This window comes from Bacteroides togonis (genome assembly GCF_900130135.1).
GTDB lineage: Bacteria > Bacteroidota > Bacteroidia > Bacteroidales > Bacteroidaceae > Bacteroides > Bacteroides pullorum.
Map to the genome: position 1 here is coordinate 1,843,651 of NZ_LT670820.1, position 19,519 is coordinate 1,863,169.

11 protein-coding genes are annotated in these 19,519 nt (G+C 50.8%); 4 read left to right on the forward strand and 7 right to left on the reverse strand.

Annotated features, from left to right (window positions below):
• Positions 1-199: 199 nt before the first annotated feature.
• On the reverse strand, positions 200-4,645 hold the full coding sequence (locus BQ8005_RS08015) for a hybrid sensor histidine kinase/response regulator transcription factor (protein WP_075317688.1): 4,446 nt from the start codon (positions 4,643-4,645) through the stop codon (positions 200-202).
• Positions 4,646-4,728: 83 nt separating this feature from the next.
• On the opposite strand from BQ8005_RS08015, the gene BQ8005_RS08020 reads away from it, so the two are divergent.
• The gene (locus tag BQ8005_RS08020; RefSeq protein ID WP_075317689.1) at positions 4,729-5,889 is read left to right on the forward strand and encodes a dienelactone hydrolase family protein; all 1,161 of its coding nucleotides are present in this window, start codon (positions 4,729-4,731) and stop codon (positions 5,887-5,889) included.
• A gap of 136 nt (positions 5,890-6,025) precedes the next feature.
• Here the strand turns inward: BQ8005_RS08020 and BQ8005_RS08025 are convergent, their stop codons facing one another.
• From BQ8005_RS08025 to BQ8005_RS08035, 3 genes are all read right to left on the reverse strand, one after another.
• Positions 6,026-7,777, reverse strand: coding sequence for a pectinesterase family protein (locus BQ8005_RS08025; protein ID WP_075319041.1), 1,752 nt, complete (start codon positions 7,775-7,777; stop codon positions 6,026-6,028).
• A gap of 75 nt (positions 7,778-7,852) precedes the next feature.
• The gene (locus tag BQ8005_RS08030) at positions 7,853-8,782 is read right to left on the reverse strand and encodes a pectinesterase family protein (RefSeq protein WP_394334116.1); all 930 of its coding nucleotides are present in this window, start codon (positions 8,780-8,782) and stop codon (positions 7,853-7,855) included.
• A 69-nt stretch (positions 8,783-8,851) separates the two neighbouring features.
• Positions 8,852-10,036, reverse strand: coding sequence for a glycoside hydrolase family 88/105 protein (locus BQ8005_RS08035; RefSeq protein WP_234984079.1), 1,185 nt, complete (start codon positions 10,034-10,036; stop codon positions 8,852-8,854).
• 335 nt (positions 10,037-10,371) lie between these two features.
• Between BQ8005_RS08035 and BQ8005_RS08045 the strand changes: the two genes are divergently transcribed.
• The 3 genes from BQ8005_RS08045 (at position 10,372) to BQ8005_RS08055 (ending at position 14,423) form a co-directional block, all read left to right on the forward strand.
• The gene (locus BQ8005_RS08045; RefSeq protein ID WP_021847016.1) at positions 10,372-11,745 is read left to right on the forward strand and encodes a PTS galactitol transporter subunit IIC; all 1,374 of its coding nucleotides are present in this window, start codon (positions 10,372-10,374) and stop codon (positions 11,743-11,745) included.
• 36 nt (positions 11,746-11,781) lie between these two features.
• Complete coding sequence (kduI, locus tag BQ8005_RS08050) at positions 11,782-12,738, forward strand: 5-dehydro-4-deoxy-D-glucuronate isomerase (RefSeq protein WP_075317693.1); 957 nt, start codon at positions 11,782-11,784, stop codon at positions 12,736-12,738.
• 140 nt (positions 12,739-12,878) lie between these two features.
• The gene (locus BQ8005_RS08055; protein ID WP_075317694.1) at positions 12,879-14,423 is read left to right on the forward strand and encodes an MFS transporter; all 1,545 of its coding nucleotides are present in this window, start codon (positions 12,879-12,881) and stop codon (positions 14,421-14,423) included.
• Between the two features lie 274 nt (positions 14,424-14,697).
• On the opposite strand, the gene BQ8005_RS08060 is transcribed toward BQ8005_RS08055, so the two are convergent.
• From BQ8005_RS08060 to BQ8005_RS08075, 3 genes are all read right to left on the reverse strand, one after another.
• On the reverse strand, positions 14,698-18,093 hold the full coding sequence (locus BQ8005_RS08060; protein WP_075317695.1) for a DEAD/DEAH box helicase: 3,396 nt from the start codon (positions 18,091-18,093) through the stop codon (positions 14,698-14,700).
• 317 nt (positions 18,094-18,410) lie between these two features.
• Positions 18,411-19,214: a twin-arginine translocase subunit TatC gene (tatC, locus tag BQ8005_RS08070; RefSeq protein ID WP_021847011.1), complete on the reverse strand. Its 804-nt coding sequence runs from the start codon at positions 19,212-19,214 to the stop codon at positions 18,411-18,413.
• An 8-nt stretch (positions 19,215-19,222) separates the two neighbouring features.
• Positions 19,223-19,441, reverse strand: coding sequence for a Sec-independent protein translocase subunit TatA/TatB (locus tag BQ8005_RS08075; protein WP_021847010.1), 219 nt, complete (start codon positions 19,439-19,441; stop codon positions 19,223-19,225).
• Positions 19,442-19,519: the final 78 nt, after the last annotated feature.

Genomic DNA, 19,519 nt, shown 5'->3' on the forward strand with positions numbered 1-19,519 from the left:
GTATTATCATTGATATACAGCATATTATCAGAAATAAGATAGAAAATTACATTATTCACAGAATGACAAAATTCTTAAATCGAAGCATTTACCATCTTGATGCGCTCTTGAATCAAATAGTAATTTTTTCTTATATTATAATAAAAACACAAACCGAACCATTGAGCACATGCTCCCTGCAAAAGTGCGGTTCAAGAAATCAATTCTGTTTTTTTCTTCTTGCTTCCTTATATTCTGTCGGCGTCATCCCCATCTTCTGCTTGAAACACTTGCTGAAGTAACGGGGATCATTGATGCCAACCATGTACGCAATCTGAGTCATGGAAAACTCACCTGTTTCTATGAGCTGAACAGCACGATTAATACGCACTTCCTTGATAAATTCTACAGGAGCCAGACCTGTAAGCGTTTTCAGTTTCTTGAAGAAAACCGAACGGCTCACTGCCATGTGCTGTACCAAGTCGTCGACGATCAAGTCACCGTTATCCATGTTCTTCTCCATCAGTTCCATCAGCTTATCCATAAACTTACGATCGTTGGGCGACATATCAGGAACCTTCTCCTCTTCGTGCACTTCTTCCACCGACATCATGCTTCCGGCATTCATCAACTGTTCGCGATACAGCTCCTGAAGTTTCTGCCGGCGAAGCAGGATATTCTTCACACGAGCTTTCAGATAAGTGGCACTGAAAGGTTTCGTAATATAATCATCGGCACCATACTCCAAGCCCTCCAATTTACTTTCTATAGCCGTCTTAGCTGTAAGCAGGATCATTGGAATATGGCTGGTAGTCATTTCACTACGCAATTCCTTCATCATCTCAAGACCGTCTTTCTCGGGCATCATGACATCGCTAATGATAATATCCGGCACCAGATTCAAAGCCTTGTCAAAGCCCTCTACCCCATTCGCAGCTTCCACAACCCGATAATCGGATGCAAAAATGCTGCGAAGGAACAAACGCAATTCCGCATTGTCTTCAACCAGCAGCATCAGACTCTTTACCGACGACAGATCTCCCTCTTCAGGATGTACATCTTCATGTTCATGCGAAGCTTGGGATTCTGACATTGTAACCGATGGAGAATCTACTCCAGATACGTTCAGATCACTCTGCAAGATCTCTACCGTTTCGTCATAATGCTCCCTTCCTTTCAGGAAATCAACTCGGAAACAACTGCCTTCGCCCAGCTTACTATCTACAGAAATGCTTGCTTTGTGCATCTCCACCAGCTCGCGTACCAAGGACAAGCCGATACCCGAACTGGATTGGTTAAACAGATTGGTATCCACCAGATTTTCAAAACGGACAAACAAAGATTTCTTTTTGTTTTCTGCAATTCCTATACCCTGATCCTGAACGCCAACAGACACTGTCTGTTCATTCTCACGCACAAACACCGTAATCATTTTCCCCTCAGGAGTATATTTAAAGGCATTCGACAAAAGATTATAGACAATCTTTTCATACTTATCGATATCCACCCACAGATAGATCGCTTCCTTTTCTGTTTCGAACAAGAAATCGATGTGGTGTTCCTCGGCCAGCGCCTCGAAATTTTCCATGATCTTACGAGTATAACCTACAACTTCTACATGTTGGACGCGCATCTTCATCTTCTTATTCTGAATCTTACGGAAGTCTAATATTTGATTTATCAGACGCAACATACGATTGGAGTTCCGCTCGACTACCATCAATTGTTCTCTGGCATCAGCAGGCAAAGCGGTATTTTCCAATACATATTCCAGCGGTCCGGATATCAACGTCAGGGGAGTGCGCAACTCGTGCGAAATATCAGTGAAGAAACGCAGCTTCATATTAGTCAGCTGTTGCTCCATCACCACCTTGTGTTTCAGTCGATAGATGGTAAACAGGATATATACCGCCGTCACCATAATCAACAGGAGGAAAAACACGTACAGGAAATAGGCAAAGGGAGTCTCCCAAAAAGAAGGAAGTACCTCGATATCCAACGTACGTATATTGTCGGACCACACACCATCTGCGTTGGTCGAACGAACCTTAAACACATAGTGCCCTTTGGGCAAGTTGGTATAAGTAGCCGTCCGTTGCTTTCCCACGTAATTCCACGTTTTCTCGAAACCATCCAGCATGTAAGCATATTGGATATCTGAAGGGGCTGTAAAGTCCAAGGCTGCATATTGGATCGTAAAGATATTCTCTCTATGAGATAACTGCAATTCGTCCACAGCATCGAGCGTACGTTTCAACAACGAATGTTCCCCTGGAGAAACCCGTTCATTGGCCAGCAGCAATTGTGACAGGACAATGGGAGGCACGTAAATACTCTTCTGGATGGAATCGGGGTTGAAATAAAAAATGCCATGATTGGTTCCAAACAGCATATCTCCATCGGATGCATACGCCGAAGCAGCCTCACTGAAACGAATACTGGAGTTGCTATACTTGTTCTGAAAGTTTTCAAAACGCTCCAGATCGGGAGTAAATTTACTCAAACCGTTCTCCGTGCTGATCCACAACTGTCCTTTCTTGTCTTCTTGGATGGAAAGCAGAATGTCCGAAGGAAGTCCATCACGTACAGTATATGCCTTAAAACGAGCCTGACCGCCATCGTTCAAATCGACCAATTGGTTTAATCCGCCTCCGAAGGTAGCTACATACAGTTCTCCCTTCCGTGTAGGTTTAATCCAATGGATATCATTATTGCTCAACGCATTAGCTTTCTCAGGCGCACGCAGATAATGATAAAATCGCGCATCTTCAGGACGCTCAAAACCATCGTTTACCATTAGCAAGCCTACGGTAGTACCTATCCAAAGATGTCCTTTCGAGTCGCCCGTAATGCAACGTACTTTGCTACAGTACTTGATGGGGAAATTTTTCAGATTGTTGCGATGGCTGATGAAGATTTCCTTCCCTTCGGCATCGCGAGTCAGATAGCTGACACCATTGGCAAATGTTGCCATCCAGATACGCCCCTGACGATCTTCATAGATGCAATAGACGTTGTCGTCCGACAGGCTGTAGACATCGTCGGCACTATAACGGTAGCGCGTCAGTTTATAACGAAGCTTTCCTGGCATGGGTTCAGCTTTCACCACTCCTGCTCCCTTCGTCGCTATCCAAAGATTGTCTTTACTGTCCTGCATGACGTAATAGGTATTGCCAAACAGAGGTTTTCCACTCTTAGCTACCGTGCCAGTTTCTGTCAGATAGCCTATCTCATTCCTATTTCTGTCATACACACGCAGCATGCCGTCCTTCAGCCCGACCCACATGTTGCCGTCCTTATCCTCACAAAGCGCGCGCACTTCGTTACTCAAAGATTCGTAGGAATGATTGACCAGAAACAGCAGATGAAAACGCTCCGTACGAAATGTCACCTTTTCCAACCCCTTGGAATGGGTACACATCCACAAATTGCCCTGACGGTCGGAGAAGGCAGAATGTATCTTGTTGGAAAAACGCCAGTTCTCGCCCGTCATGCTGTTGTAAAACGGACGCAGGCAGTTGTTTTTACGATCGAAATAAGAAAAACCTCCTCCATAAGGATGCACCCACAACATGCCGAAGATGTCTTCATGGATATGGAAAGCCGGACGTGAACGGTCGGTATTGGTAGGTTCGGCATACACTTTCTCACACTTCAGCTTACGGGTATAAGGATTGAAATGGGCCACTTCGCCCACAACGTCCTGTTCAAACCAGATTTCATCGGACGAATCCCTATAAATTGCCTTTATCTTCTCAGGAGGTAAACTGTCCGCCGAATAATGGCTCACTTCGCCTGTAGACAGGCTATAAACAAAAAAGCCGTCGGAAAGAGTCGAAACAACGACTTGTGAAAGTTTCTTCAGACATTTAATGCCACTGATGCGTGAAACAGCATCGAGCTGGACAGGCTTGAACGTCTTTGTATGCTTCTGATAGACCCAGACGGTACCATTGTCCGAACCAAAAAGAAGATAGTCGCCACAATCTTCCATGGCATAGAAGCCCTGTTTTTGCCTGCTACCACCATTTTCAAAATAAACGGTCGGTATCGACGAACCTGGGCTGAAACATCCCAAGCCATTATCCGAAAGAACCCATTCGCAACTGTCTGCACGACAAACATCAAACACATGAGAGAGCTGCAACCCTTCCGACGTCGGTGAATACCAAGTGGTAGTCAGCCGATAGTTCACAGAGTCGGTTGTCACACGAAGCGCGCCTTCACGTCCGCTCAACAACCAAACCGTACCGTCGGCCAACACCTTGATGGACGAAACGGCCATCTGACTGCCAGGCTCACCTTCGGCCGGTACAGATTCGAAAACCTCCGTACGAGGATCGAAGCGGAAAGCCCGATCGTCATAGGTCTGAACCCAAATAAAGCCATAACGGTCCTGCTCCATGTGGTCCATCCGATTGCTGGTCAAAGCGATCTGATTGTCCTGACGCGCTTTGTACGTTTTGAAAGTATAGCCGTCGAACTTGTTGATGCCATTCCAAGTGGAGAACCACATGTTGCCACGACTGTCCTGCAACATGTCCATGACTGTGTTTTCGGACAAACCATCATCCGACGAATAATGCGTAAAAGAGCCCTCCGGCTGTGCTTTCAAGAAGGAGGCCGACAGAACGGCCAGTATCAGATATAATAACCTTTGCTTCATAGTATCCGCGAATATATGGATGCAAATATAAGGATTTCATGAAAAAAACTTTATTTTTGTCACACGAAAAAACTCTCACAAATATGAAACACAAACTTCTTCCCCTGTTGTTCGCCTCCCTCCTGAGCCTTTCAACCGCTTCCGCACAGACGGACAGCACAGCCTACGAAGTGACCGGCAACATGCCCGTCTTCTACCAACAGATGAAACAACAGCTCACCTACCCCCTAGCATGGGGAAAGGCGGAAGAAAAAGACTTTGCGAAATGGAAAGCACAGGCACGCCACGTGCTGGCCGAATGCATGCAGAACCTCCAACCCGCCCCCAAGGCGTATGCCATGGAAGTGACCGACCGTGAACAACGCGATGGCTACGAAGCCCGCAAGATACGCTTCAACCTCTCCGAATGGAGCCGCGTCCCTGCCTACCTGCTTGTTCCTGAAGGCAAAGGACCGTTCCCCGCCATCGTTCTGCTACACGACCATGGTGCCCATTTCTCCATCGGAAAGGAAAAGATGGTACGTCCCTTCCACGTCGCGCCCGAGGTCATGGAGGATGCCGACCAATGGGCCAGCCAATGCTATGACGGACAATACGTAGGCGACTACCTGGCCCGACACGGCTATGTGGTGCTGGCCGTAGACGCCCTCTTTTGGGGCGAGCGCGGACGAAAGGAAGGGACAAGCTACGATGCCCAGCAGGCTTTGGCGTCCAACTTCCTGCAGATGGGTGCTTCGTGGGGTGCCTTCATCAACGTGGACGACATGCGAAGCGCCGAGTTCCTGGCCTCCCTGCCCTTTGTAGACAAGGAGCGCGTAGGCAGCCTGGGCTTCTCGATGGGGGCCTACCGTTCGTGGATGCTGGCTGCCCTGACCGACGTCGTCCGTGCATCGGCCTCCATCTGCTGGATGAACACCACCGAACATCTCATGACCCTGACCAACAACCAAAACAAGGGCGGATCGGCCTACGCCATGCTGATACCCGCCCTGCGCCGCTACCTGGACTATCCGCACGTAGCCAGCATCGCCTGCCCCAAGCCGACTCTTTTCTTCAACGGCACGCACGACAAGCTTTTCCCCATAGAGGGCGTAAGAGACGCCTATCAGGAGATGGAAGCCGTGTGGCAAAGCCAAGGAGCATCCGACCACCTCGTGACGAAGCTATGGGACGAAAAGCACTTCTTCAACAAGGAGATGCAGAAAGAAACGCTGGAGTTTTTCGACCGCTGGCTGAAGCCCTAAGCCTCGCAAACAAACGGCTCATCATAGGAAAAGGCACCCTTACAATCGTAAAAGTGCCTTTTCCTACCCACAAAGCAGTGCTTTCCGCCTGCTAAAACATAGTTTCTTTTCGGCTGAAACGAAACGACTTATGCCGTCAGCGTTTGATGTCCAGCAAGGCGTTTCCGTCCTTCATCGGATTCCAACCGTCCGTACCTGCCAAAACGTCCTCCATGGCATATCCTTCCAAGCTGTGCAACTGATGCGAGAAGGGAGCGCGTGTCTGGGGATTGGCTCCCGCTCCACGACTCTGATATTCAGCATAGAAAGCTGTCTTTTCGTTCGACTCCTTCCCCCAGTTGTTCCATCCTGCAGGCAGAATGTGGCCACCCAAGTCGCAACGTACAAACACGGCTTGTGCATAGGGGCGCCAGGGACGCGACAGGTAGACATCGGCCACGCCCTCGTCGGCCGTCAGGCGGCAATCGTAGAAGACGTAGCCGTACTTCTGCCCCTGGTCGGTAGAGGGAGCCGTGACGTAGCCTTTCGTCTTGCTATGGATATGGCAACGGTTGAACACGGCCGTAGACCATCCGAAGATGAAGTCTACTGTCCCTTCGATGTAGCAATCTTCGTAATATTGGCGGCAACCCTTCCCATAAGTGTAGAGCGTGTCTTGCCAGCCCAGGAAGCGACAGTTCTTGAAATAGGCGCGGTCGGCACTAACGAAGCAGGCGACGGCCTGCCCTACAGGCCCTGAGGTATTCTCGAAGGTAAGGTTCTCGGCATAGAAGTCGGGAGCATAGATATAGCAGGAAGCGGAGCCCGACGTGCCTGTCTTCTCTCCGAAGCGGTTCAATTTGTCGGCATAGTCGTCGTAGGAAAGGACGGCGCCGTCTTCGCCTGTCAGCGAGAGGTTTATCTTGCTGGCGGGTATCACAATCTTTTCTTTATAGACACCTCGCTTGACAAGAATGGTGGTGCGGACATTCTTGCGGAAGTCGGGCACGGCATTGATGGCCTCCTGTACGGAGAAGAAATTGCCCGAACCGTCCTTAGCCACCACGAAATCGTAATGTCTGACATAGGGTTTCAACGCGGGCACTACCTTGATTACCTCCTGCACGGCCAGCCAGGCGACGGTCGCGGCTCCGCGAACGTTCAGGTGCGTATTGTCCTCACGTCCCTTGGGCAGGGCGGGCACTGTGTTGGGAGCCACCCACACGAAGAGTTGTTTGGAAGCTTCGGGGCCCATCTGCTCCACCAGGTCATGAGTGACACGATTGAGGTCTACAAAAGGCACCTCCAGCTCGCGAGCCACATTGCGTGGCGAATCCAGATAAGCCCCGTGGGTATCAATCAGTCGGGCACCTGTTTTCACTTCCGCTTGGGGTGCATTGGGAGCAATACCCTCACGAATATCATCCTGAACAACAGCCTTCGCTACGGCATCGGCATCGGCTTTGCCAAAATTACGGCGGACGATGGAGTTGAACAGAACAGGGATAGCACCCTTGGCACGGGCTTCCTCGACGAAACGTTTCAGGTTGGCATCGAAAGTCGTACCAGGGTCGGTATGACGTTTTTCGTCGGGTTTCTCGTCGTTGTGTCCGAACTGGATGAACACGTAGTCGCCTTTTTTCAGTTTCACCAACACCTTGTCCCAACGGCCTTCGTCGATAAAGCTCTTCGAGCTGCGTCCGTTGACGGCATGGTTGTCTATCACAATCTCTTCCGAGAAGTAGCGGGAGAGCATCTGCCCCCATCCACGCTCAGGGTTTCCGCCCTCCAGCGGCTTATTAGCCATCGTGGAGTCTCCGATGGTAAAGATAGTAATTACTTGCTTTTCCGACGTAAAGGCCGAAAACATCAGAAGCAAGCCCAGCAGTATGGTCAATTTTGTTTTCATCATGTTATTATTTTAATCAGTTAGCAAAAAATTATTTCCTAATTAGAGAAAAAACAAATCCCAGTTGGAGAAAAATCAAGGCTTCACAGGCGCATCAGCAGGTTGCCAATCGCTACAAAGGCCGAAGACGTACGCCCAGTCGGCATAGCGGGCCGCTTCTTCGGACGTCAATGCCCTTGCCCACTTCGCGCGACCTGCCAACTCCGCCCCTTCGCCCTTGTTGCCGTATTCGGCATAGCGGACAGTCTTTTCGTTCTCGGCGTTGCGCCAGTTGTCCCAACCGGCAGGGCAGATATGCTTCCCCATGTCGCATCCGATAAAGACCGTTGCCGCATAGGGACGCCAGGGACGACCCAGATAAACCTTGTCCACCCCTTCGGAAGCCGTCAGTTTGCAATCTCGAAAGACATATCCTACCGCCACATTGGCAGGCGTAGAAGCGGCCGTTATGTAAGAATTGCGCTTGCTATGGATAACACAAGCTTCGAACAAAGCCGTCGAAGGGCCGAAGATGAAATCGGTCGTCCCCTCGATATAGCAGTTCAGGAAGTAGAGGCGCGTGCCTGCCACCCCTGTATAGACCGTGTCCTGATTGCCTAAAAAGCGACAATTGACAAACACCAGGCGGTCGCCCTCCGTATGGAGCGCCACGGCCTGACCAAGTTGCGCAGCATTGTTCTCGATGGTCAGGTTGCGGAAAGTGATGTTATTCCCTTCGACCTTCAGCGTATAGGTGCGGAAAGTGCCCATCTTGTTGATGTTGGCGTGGTCGTCGTAGGTGATGACAGTGCCTTCCGCACTCTCGCCGACGAAGTCCACATTTTGCAACCACGAGGGGACAATCACTTTCTCCTTATACACGCCGTTCTTGATGAGCACCGTCACCTTGTAGTCCATAAAGGCGCGGATGCCCTCCATCGCTTCGGTCAGGGTGCGATAGTCACCCGTGCCGTCGCGCGCTACTACCAGCGTATCTTTCCACTGTCCGGCAGCCTGAACCTGCATGGAAGCAGCTGCAAGAATCAATATCGTCCACACGACATACAAATAGTTTTTCATCTGGTTTCCTCTTTTTTATTCTTGGTTAACAATTTCTTTTACGTCCTGCAAATGTTCCCATTCAAGGCTGGCAAGGATGAAAGGGCCTACCGCCTTCGGATCGTTGTCGCGCACCTGTTCATGGATATAATAGTCGTAGTCGCCCGAACGGTAGTTCTTTCCGCCCAAGCCAGCCACGGCACAGGCTTTGGTGATGCTGACCAGCCCCCTCTCGTCCACTTCGATGAAATGGTCCAAGATGCCTTGATAGCCTTTCAGCGCCACTTTCAGATACGACTTGTCTACATACCCTTTGCGCACCGCCTTGAAGAGCGAATAGACAAACATGGCCGAACAGGAAGACTCCAAATAATTGCCCGGCTCGCCACTCTTGTCCAGCACCTGATACCACAAACCAGTTTCTTCATCCTGCAGGCGCTTGATTTGCGAAGCCAACTGATTGAGCACCATCAGCATCGAGTCACGCCCCGCCTCATGGACAGGAATAAACTCGAGCGCATCGACAAAAGCCATGGCATACCATCCCATGGCACGCCCCCAGCTATGCAACGAACGACCTGTCACAGGGTCGGCCCAACGCTCCTTGCGGCTGACGTCACAGGCATGTTTGAACAGATCCGTCTGAGGGTCGTACGTATGGCGGGCGGCCATCAAGAACTGGTTGACCACGTCCTGATAAGCATCCACTTCATTGTTGCGATAGGCATATTCGGCATAGAAGGGAGCACCCATGTACACGCCATCGAGCCACACCTGGTTCGGATAGACCTTCTTGTGCCAGAAACCTCCATCGGCATTGCGCGGGTGTCCTTCGAACTGACTTCGAAGCAAGTCCAATGCTTTCTTGTACTTCACATCTTTGGTTTGTTCATAGATGCGGAAAAGGATTTTCCCCGAATTCACACGATCAAGGCTATACTCTTCCAGCTTATATTTCTTGATGGTACCGTCGTCGTTGACCATCGTATCGGCGTATGCCAAGGCATAGTCATAAAACTTCTTGTTGCCATAGCGGTCGTACACGTCGAGCATGGCCTGAAGCTCCAACCCATGACAATAATCCCACTTCAGCTTCGGCTGGAAATCGAGTTGCCAGGACTCCGGCCAGCGTATCATTTCCGACTCGGCCATACGGACCGACCAAGGTTGGTCAATCTTTACATTTTGTGCTTCTGCAAAAACTGAAGCAAAGCACAACATCACCGAAACGATGAAACGGATAATCGATTCTTTCTTCATGAAATCAGTGGTTCAATTTATATTTGGACTCGAATTCTATCAGGAAACAAAAATACGCTTTTTACGTTGAAAACATGTGCATTTTTTTGTCCTAGTTAGTGCATTATTTGGTTTTCGTGCACGGAAACGAGCATTTTTGTGCACGCAAACGACAAAAAAGGTATAAAATCGTCCTTTTTTCCAATAATTAAAGAATTTCTTTTTTGAATAATGAATAAAAGAGCTAAATTTGACACCGAAATTTCATATAGATTCTTGTAAAACATAAATTTAATCATAATCAAAAACAAAAGAGAATGGAACAAGTTTTCGGCTATATCATTAGCCTTGGAGCATCGGTCATGATGCCTATTATCTTTACAATTATTGGTTTGTGTATCGGGATGAAATTTGGAAAGGCACTGAAATCGGGCCTTTGCGTAGGAGTCGGTTTCGTGGGCCTGGGTGTAGTTACCGCCTTGCTGACTACCAACTTCGACAATCCCCTGAAAGCCATTTCCGACCTCTACCACCTGCAGCTGAACGTTTTCGACATGGGTTGGCCTGCCGCAGCTGCCGTAGCCTACAACACGGCCGTAGGTGCACTGATCATCCCTATCTGTCTGGGCATAAACCTGCTGATGCTTATCACCAAGACCACTCGTACCGTGAACATTGACTTGTGGAACTACTGGCATTTTGCCTTCATCGGCGCTGTAGCTTACTTCGTTATGGGCGAAAGCCTGGCATGGGGCTACTTTGCAGCCATCATCTGCTATGTCATCACACTGGTATGTGCCGACCTCACAGCCGAGAAATTCCAAAAATATTATGACCTGAACGGTATCTCCATTCCCCAACCTTTCTGCCAAAGCTTCGTTCCTTTTGCCATCCTCATCAACAAGGCGCTGGACAAGATACCCGGCTTCTCCAAGCTGGACATTGACGCCGACGGCATGAAGAAAAAATTTGGCGTAATAGGCGAGCCGCTCGTACTGGGTGTTATCGTAGGTATGCTCATCGGATGGGCTGCCCAGCTGGACATCAAGAAAGTACTCTTCCTGGGTATCACGATGGGTGCCGTAATGGAGCTTATCCCCCGCATCACTTCCCTCTTCATCGAAGGCTTGAAACCTATCTCTGAAAAGACTTCCGAGCTGGTGAAGACCAAATTCAATGGTAAGAAGGTGCACATCGGTATGAGCCCTGCTTTGGTTATCGGACATCCCGCTACCCTCGTGGCATCTGTTATCCTGATCCCCGTTATCCTTGCGCTGGCCGTATTCCTGCCTGGTAACCAATTCCTTCCGCTGGCTTCACTGGCAGGTATGTTCTACCTCTTCCCCATGGTATTGCCCTTTACGAAAGGTAACGTACTGAAAACATTGATCGTAGGTCTGGTAGCGCTCATCGTCGGACTTTACTTCGTGACCGACATGGCCCCCGACTTCACCCTGGCTGCCAACAATGTATATGCTGAAACCCACGACCCCACAGCCCACATCCCTGAAGGTTTCTCGGGTGGTGCACTCGACTTCGCTTCCTCATTATTCGGATGGACCATCTACCGCGGCATCAAGCTTTCGTATGTAGGTGGCGCTGTACTCGCTCTGATAGCTATCGCCCTGATGCTCATCAACCGTCGCATTATCATCCGCAGCGAAAAAGAAGCCAAACAAGCAGCTAAATAAGAAAGAAAGTTTTATTTAATAGTTTATATACTGAATATGAAAAAGTTAGCAATTGCAATGATGTTAGGCGTCGCCGCCATCTCGGCCAACGCCCAAATGAATTACAAAGTACAGACTGCCTGCCATCCGCTGGACGTAAAGCACTATGACACAGAGCGTCTGCGCAGTTCTTTCATGATGGAGAAAGTAATGGCTCCCGATGAAATCAACCTGACTTATACCCTCTACGACCGCCTGATCTATGGTGGTGTAATGCCTGTCAACAAGGTCCTGAAGCTGGAAACTTTCCGCGAACTGGGTCCTGAAATCACTTACTTCCTCGAGCGTCGCGAACTGGGCGTCATCAATGTAGGAGGTGACGGCGTCGTTACGGTTGACGGCAAGGAATATCCCATGAAATATAAAGAAGCCCTCTACGTAGGTTGCGGCAACAAGGAAGTGACTTTCAAGAGCAACGACGCTACGAAGCCTGCCAAGTTCTACATCAACTCGGCTCCCGCTTACAAGCAATACGTTACCCAGCTGATTACAACCGACGTAAAAGCTCAGAAGGCTGAACCCAAGAAATATGCCCTCGCCATCTCCGACCACTATGGCAAGATGGAAGACAGCAACGACCGCGTAGTGAACCAGCTCATCGTAAAAGATGTATTGGAAAGAGTGAAGAACGGCGGTACCAACCAGCTTCAGATGGGTCTGACCGAATTGGCTCCCGGCTCTGTATGGAACACCATGCCTGCACACACGCACACACGCCGTATGGAGGCTTACTTCTACTTCAACGTATCCGAAGGTAACGCTATCTGCCACCTGATGGGCGAACCTCAGGAAGAACGCCTCGTATGGCTGCACAACGAGCAGGCCATCACTTCACCTGAATGGAGCATCCACGCTGCTGCAGGTACCAGCAACTACAGCTTCATCTGGGGTATGGGTGGTGAAAACCTGAAATATAGCGACAAAGACGAAATCAAGTATTTGGACATGAAATAATTGATAACGGCAAATGGGCGTAGGCTAACACAGGTCTACGCCCATTTTTGTCATTTTATACAGTATTTCTACCAATTATTGCACAAAGTGCTGACACGAAAACCTCTACTTTTGCAATCGAAAAAAAAGAATCTACTATCATGAATACAATTCAAAATGCCGTCGGAAAAATGACCAATTACAGATGGACCATCTGTGCCATGTTGTTTTTCGCTACTACAGTAAACTATTTGGACCGTCAGGTTCTGTCACTGACGTGGAAAGACTTTATCGCTCCCGAATTCCATTGGACAGACGCACACTACGGAGACATCACCGCAATTTTCTCACTTGTTTATGCCATAGCCAACCTGTTCGCCGGTCGTTTTATCGACTGGATGGGCACTAAGAAAGGTTACCTTTGGGCCATCGCCGTATGGTCGTTGGGCGCCTGTCTTCATGCCTTGTGCGGATGGGCCACAGAGCATGTGGTAGGTATCCACAACGCAGCCGAAATGATTTCGGCCACAGGAGCCATCGCTTCTACCATCGCTATCACCAGCGTCTACTTCTTCATCGCAGCACGCATCGTGCTGGCCGTAGGCGAAGCAGGAAACTTCCCCGCTGCCATTAAAGTGACGGCAGAATACTTCCCCAAGAAAGACCGTGCATTTGCCACTTCTATCTTCAACGCAGGTTCTACCATCGGCGCCTTGATAGCGCCTATCAGCATCCCGCCCCTCGCCCGCTACTTCCAAAGCGTCGGCATAGGAAACGGTTGGGAAATGGCCTTCATCGTAATCGGTGGCCTGGGCTTCATCTGGATGGGCTTATGGATGTTCATGTACAAGAAACCCGAAGGCAATCCACGCGTCAATGCAGCCGAACTGGCATACATCAACCTGGACAAGCAGACAGAGCAACCTGCACAAGACGCAGCCGCTCCCAAGAAAGAAGAAAGAAAGATGAGTCTGTGGGAATGCCTGAAATATCCGCAGGCATGGGCCGTGGCAGTAGGTAAATTCATGACCGACGGTGTATGGTGGTTCTTCCTCTTCTGGACTCCTGCCTATATCTCGGACGTCTATGGTTTCTCCTCAGACAGCGGTACAGCCCAGTTGCTGATTTTCGTACTCTATGCCATCACCATGCTGTCCATCTATGGCGGCAAGCTGCCTACCATCATCATCAACAAGACTGGCTTGAACCCCTACGCCGCCCGCATGCGTGCCATGTTCATTTTCGCCCTCTTCCCGCTGCTGGCCCTCTTTGCCCAGCCGCTGGGTGAATACTCCTACTGGTTCCCCATCATCATCATTGGTATTGCAGGTGCAGCCCACCAGTCATGGTCGGCCAACATCTACTCCGTAGGTAGTGACATGTTCCCCAATAGTGCCGTGGCCACCATCATCGGTTTGGGAGGTATGGCAGGTGGTATCGGCTCTTACCTCATCAACAAGGGTTCGGGTATGTTGTTCACCTACGCCGCAGGTACAACCATCGTAGACGGCCAGGAGGTGGAAATGACCAAAGCCCTGCTGGCACAAGGCGCCGAATATGCACAGCCCGCCATGCAGTTCATGGGATTTGAAGGAAAGCCCGCCGGCTACTTCATCATCTTCTGCATCTGCGCTGTAGCCTACCTCATCGGCTGGTGCATCATGAAGATCTTGGTACCGAAATACAAACCCATCGTAATAGACTAAACAAAACAGTGCTTTAGTCTCCCTAACTCATAGTTTTCATAGAAACAAAAGGGGGTTGTGTCAGATTAGCGACACAACCCCTTTCTTTTTTACGATAAACAAACGTCCTACAAACCTTCAAAAATAGTGAAAAGCAAGAGGATAATTTCCATAAGGATAAAAAAAAGGGAAGTCTCACGACTTCCACAATTCTTCTAACCTTAAATCTAAATCTCTATGAAAAAAACGTAATGCAAAAATAACAAATATTTCGATATGTTGTATCATTCACCGATTAATTTTTGCAAAAACGAAGCAAATCCGCATAAATAAGGTTCTGATTCAGCAACTGAGGCACGCCTATGATGAACACCTGCATACGAGCTCTGGTCAAAGCCACATTCAGTTTCCGATCGATCACCACTCCTTTCTCTTCGGTCACATTGGCCAGATACTTCAACTGGTAGGCACGATTCACGCAGAAGGAATAAATAATAACATCCCGCTCGCTGCCCTGAAAGCGCTCTACAGTGTCCACGGCCACGTCGTTCAGGGCAGGTATCCCCAAGGCGGCAAGCTCAGCCCTGATCAAGGCAATCTGGCTCCGATAGGGCGTGATGATGCCCAACGTCTTCGCAGAGTCGAAAGTCGAGCATGCCGAGTATTGCCTGTAGACAGCCTCGCTCAAGGCGGCTGCCAACCTGGCTTCCGACGCATTGGTCTTGACCGACTTCAGAGAAACATCCACGACAGAGGGCAGAAAAGCCACCCGCCTGGTCAGCACGGAAGCCAGCGGATGGTCGCGCAGACAAGGCGCCAACTTCAGATCGCCCCGCTGGTGGTCAAGTCCGAGCACTTCGAGCAGGCCTCCATAGAAAGCACGGTTGGGGAATTGGGCCACGTCGGCGTTCATTCGCCCCTGGCGGCGCAACATGTCGTGGCAACGACCCGCCACGCCTCCACTTCCATCATCGGCCTCATCCTGTGCTGTCAGGTGGCGGTAAAGGCGCTCGAACAACGAGTCCTTCAGGTTGTACAAGCCCAGTCGGCGCAACTCTTCGTCATGCACTTCCGAATGTTCAGACGCCTGCTGGACGACGGCAGGCAGCTGCTTGTGGTCGCCTATCAGCACGAACTTGCCGATGGCATCTCCGCCCGACGCGCTTCGTGCGCAAAGCAGGCCCAGCAACTGAGGTTCCAATATCTGCGTAGCCTCATCCACCAACGCCACGTCGAAGCGCTTCAGGCGGAACAGGTCGCCCTTGGTCGAGAGCGTGGCCACTGTCCCTACAAACACCCTGCACTGCACGATGCGCTCCTGCACGGCGCGACGATTGGCGCAATCTTCCAGCACATTTTCAATCAGATGCGGACGATAAGTCTCCTCGCAAGCCAGTTCGCTGCCGAGACGTATGTAGTCGATGGAAGGATTGATGGCCGACAGGGCCTTGCAGATTTCATCGACGGCTCGGTTCGTGTACGACAAGAGCAGGATCTGTTTTCCCTCCGCATAAAAGGCTTCTACCATCCCTCGCAAGGCACGCGAGGTCTTTCCCGTCCCTGGCGGGCCCACCAGCAGGAAGTAGTCGCGAGCCGCCCGCGCCTTCAGGGTGATGCGTTCGAAATCGTCCGCCGCCGCACGGATCTGCCCGTCAAAGCTCTCGTCAAAGGCTGGTTCACGACGCCCCAGCAACAAGTCGCGACGCCCCTGCGTGGCAGACAGGAAGAGCGAAAGCCCCTGATACATGCTGCGGAAAGTCGTGTCCATGTAGTCGTGCTCCACCGCATAGCGGCTATCGGCCGGCAACACGCCCGCATTCTGTTGCGAAGCACGCAGGCGGAGGCGGATCGTCTGTTCGGAGATGTACTCCACGTTGCCTTTGAACACCATCTTGTTCGTCACGTTGTCCTGCTCCGAATTGCGCTCGTAGAGCACCACGGCATCGCCTGCGCGGAAGTTGGCCAACGCTTCTTCCCCGCCACCCCGTCTGGCCAGTTGCAGGTAAGGTTTGTGGATGTCGGCGGCATGGTTGTCCTGAATGGTCAAGTCGTAGATGATTTCGCCCGCCTCGCATTTCTCGTCGAGGGTAGAAAGCCACAAAGAAGCAGCCCCCGTGCGGCTCAGGCCCTCTACGTCGCCCGATTTCGAGGTATAGAGTTCCTTCGTGATGAAGTTGTAAAGCGTATAGAAATAGCTTTTCTCCAACGGCGACAAGGCGGCCAATTTCTCCGCCAGACGCTGGATAGGCGGACACAGGTAGTCGCGCCAAAACCTGCCGTCCAGCTTGCGTTCGTTCAGTACGTCGGGTTGCAGGTCCTTGAATTTATAGGCCGTATATTCGATGTTGTTTCGTAGTTGGATGCCATACTCCGCCTCGACAATGCGGTTGCGCACGTTCATCACCCTGCGCACCATCGCCCACGACGGCCGGGCGGGATAGAGCAGCGGATAGCGCGTATAGAGCAGGTAGGCCTTCACCCGCCGATGGTCTCTCCCCATCGCATACTCCAGCACGGCCTGATAGAGGAGCATCTGCACACGGTTGTTCTCCTTCGGCTCCACCTTGCCGCGGATGGAATATTCGTCGGCCTTGCCCGACTTCATTTCGATGAACGACGTCATGTCGCGCTGCATGTAGTCGAGGCGTCCTTGCAGACCCAGTGCCTCGCAGATGTACGACGGCTCGAGCACGGCGTCGCTCTTGTCGAGCCCATAGCCGGGGGCGGGAAAGGTCTCGTTCACCGTCCGACGGATGTTCTCGAAGTGCAGGCGGCAATCGGCAAAGAACTGCCTTTCCTTCGCCGCCTCACGCAGATCCTCACAGGCGGCCAACTCCAGCGGATAGGTGCGGAAGGCTTTCTTCATGCACGCCAGGTAGTCGGGTTCGCCTTCTACATGTATCCATTCGTCCAGAAAGAGGTTGGCGATGTTACCCAGCAGCAGCGGACACGTATTGTCCGACGGCTGGAGGCGGGCCAGGATGTAGTTGGCCGGATGGTGTCCGTAGTCCTTGAAGCATTCGGCCAGTGAGCTGATGTCGATCAGATAGTCGGGCTCCAGGATGATGAACGAGGGTGTCAGCACTCCCTCCTCGTCCACCACCACATCCAGCAGGTTGAGTTGCGCATGGCGCCACAACAGTTCACACGTCTCCCTGAACTCTTCGTTCACGTCGGGCACGTTGTAGCGCACCTTGAGCCATTCGTCTGCCAGGGTGTCGAGGGGTTGTACATAGAGGTAGGTGTCGTCGGCGTATTGAAAGCACACGCGCATGCGCTTCACGCGGCGTCCCACGGGCATCACCACGTAGGTGGCGTCGGCGCGTGGCAGGAGGCGGTAGAGGGCGTCGGGGATATCCTCGCGCGTCAGGAGTTTGACGAAGAAAGCCAGCGTCTTCACGTCGCGCAACAGATTGTCGCGCACAGGCTCTTCTTCGCGATTGAGCACACGATTAGACGTCAGGCGAAAAGTGTGCAGGCGGTTCTGCTCTACAACAGAAAGGCCGACTTTCGCCGCCACGTAGCTGATGCGGGCGGAAAGGTCGGTCATCTGCAAACTGCCGTCCGACATCTGTGTGCGGCATAGTTGCTCCAGCAGTTCGCGCAATTGTCTGTAAGCCACTTCCAGGGGCACATCGTCCCTGCAAGCATCCAGCAATCGGTCGTAATATTCCTTCACTTCATTTTCCATGAAGGCAAAGATAGCGATTTCCACAGATATCCTATCATGCTATCCGTGTCATTCACACCAGAACATTAATTTGTCCTGCCTTTCTCACTTCTTCTGATTTCTCGGCTTCTTGCTGGCCTCGTTCAAGGCTTCTTCCTTCTCGTAAGCGGGTACATGATGCTTATCTTTTGGTTTTTTCGGCTTTTTGTTTCCAGCGGCTCCCATAAGGCATTCCTCCTTTTTTTAGATGGTTAAACAATCGAATTCAAAAATCGACCTCCCTCTTGCAAAGAGTGTACCAACGCCATGCGCTGTCCGTTAAATTAGATAAAATCTGCCTATTCTTCCGCTTCCGCCGGTTTGTCCTTGATCATCAGGATGCTCAGCTCGTAGAGCAGGTAGAGCGGTATGGCCACTACGGCCAGTGTGAAGGGATCGCCCGTAGGCGTAATGACAGCCGCCACGATGACGATGAGCACCACCGCATGACGCCGATACTTGCGCAACAAGCGCTTGTGCACAATGCCCAGCAACGACAACAACCACGTCACCAAAGGCAGTTCGAAAGCCAATCCCATGCAGAGAATCAGCATCATGAAGTTGTCGATGTAAGAGTTCAGCGAAATCTGGTTCTCGATGAGCGAACTGAGCTGATAGGTAGAAAGGAAACGAAGCGTCAGCGGATAGACCATGAAATAGCCTATCAGTACGCCCACGAAGAACATCCCCGCCCCTATCAACATGGCTTTGCGCACACCACGCAGCTCGTGGGGATAGAGGGCGGGACTGACAAAACGCCATATTTCGTAGAAAAGATAGGGTGCAGCTGTCACTACCGACATCCAGAAGGCGGTAGACATGTGTATCAGGAAAGGAGCTGCCAGGTTGATGTTGACCAGCTTCACGTGAAACTCCTGCGTGAAGAAGTCGTCCTTCAGCTGGAGGCGTTCACCGATGTAGCGCAGCAGGTCGTAGAAGACAAAGTCGTTGTTGCAGGGGGCCAACACCACCTTGTCGAACAGGTAGGGCATAGCTATAAAGTAGCCCACACCCAATACGAACCACACACAAAGCACCCTGATGAGCACTTTGCGCAATTCGTCCAGATGGTCCCAGAAAGTCAGTTCCTTGTCGTCCGACATGCTTCAGGTCATTTCTTATCCTTGACCGGCTCGTTGAGATCTTCCTGGGCCTTGTTGATTTCTTCCTTGGCTTCGTTCACGCCTTCCTTGAAGCTCTTCACACCCTTGCCCAATCCCTTCATCAGTTCGGGGATTTTCTTGCCGCCGAAGAGCAGCAGGAAGATAACTGCAATAATGATCCATTCAGAGCCACTAGGCAAGAAGCTTAATAAAAGTAAGTTTGTCATGGTTTTCTTTTTTTTCTATTCTATTTGGGGGCAAAGATAGAAAAATTATCCATTCTCCATACAGCTTTGCCCCTTGTT

Coding starts and splice junctions, on each gene's coding strand:
- BQ8005_RS08015 (WP_075317688.1), bottom strand. CDS start 4,645: ATGAAGCAAAGGTTATTATATCTGATACTGGCCGTTCTGTCGGCCTCC.
- BQ8005_RS08055 (WP_075317694.1), top strand. CDS start 12,879: ATGAATACAATTCAAAATGCCGTCGGAAAAATGACCAATTACAGATGG.
- BQ8005_RS08075 (WP_021847010.1), bottom strand. CDS start 19,441: ATGACAAACTTACTTTTATTAAGCTTCTTGCCTAGTGGCTCTGAATGG.
- BQ8005_RS08030 (WP_394334116.1), bottom strand. CDS start 8,782: ATGCAGGTTCAGGCTGCCGGACAGTGGAAAGATACGCTGGTAGTAGCG.
- BQ8005_RS08045 (WP_021847016.1), top strand. CDS start 10,372: ATGGAACAAGTTTTCGGCTATATCATTAGCCTTGGAGCATCGGTCATG.
- BQ8005_RS08035 (WP_234984079.1), bottom strand. CDS start 10,036: ATGTTGTGCTTTGCTTCAGTTTTTGCAGAAGCACAAAATGTAAAGATT.
- BQ8005_RS08020 (WP_075317689.1), top strand. CDS start 4,729: ATGAAACACAAACTTCTTCCCCTGTTGTTCGCCTCCCTCCTGAGCCTT.
- BQ8005_RS08060 (WP_075317695.1), bottom strand. CDS start 18,093: ATGGAAAATGAAGTGAAGGAATATTACGACCGATTGCTGGATGCTTGC.
- tatC (WP_021847011.1), bottom strand. CDS start 19,214: ATGTCGGACGACAAGGAACTGACTTTCTGGGACCATCTGGACGAATTG.
- BQ8005_RS08025 (WP_075319041.1), bottom strand. CDS start 7,777: ATGAAAACAAAATTGACCATACTGCTGGGCTTGCTTCTGATGTTTTCG.
- kduI (WP_075317693.1), top strand. CDS start 11,782: ATGAAAAAGTTAGCAATTGCAATGATGTTAGGCGTCGCCGCCATCTCG.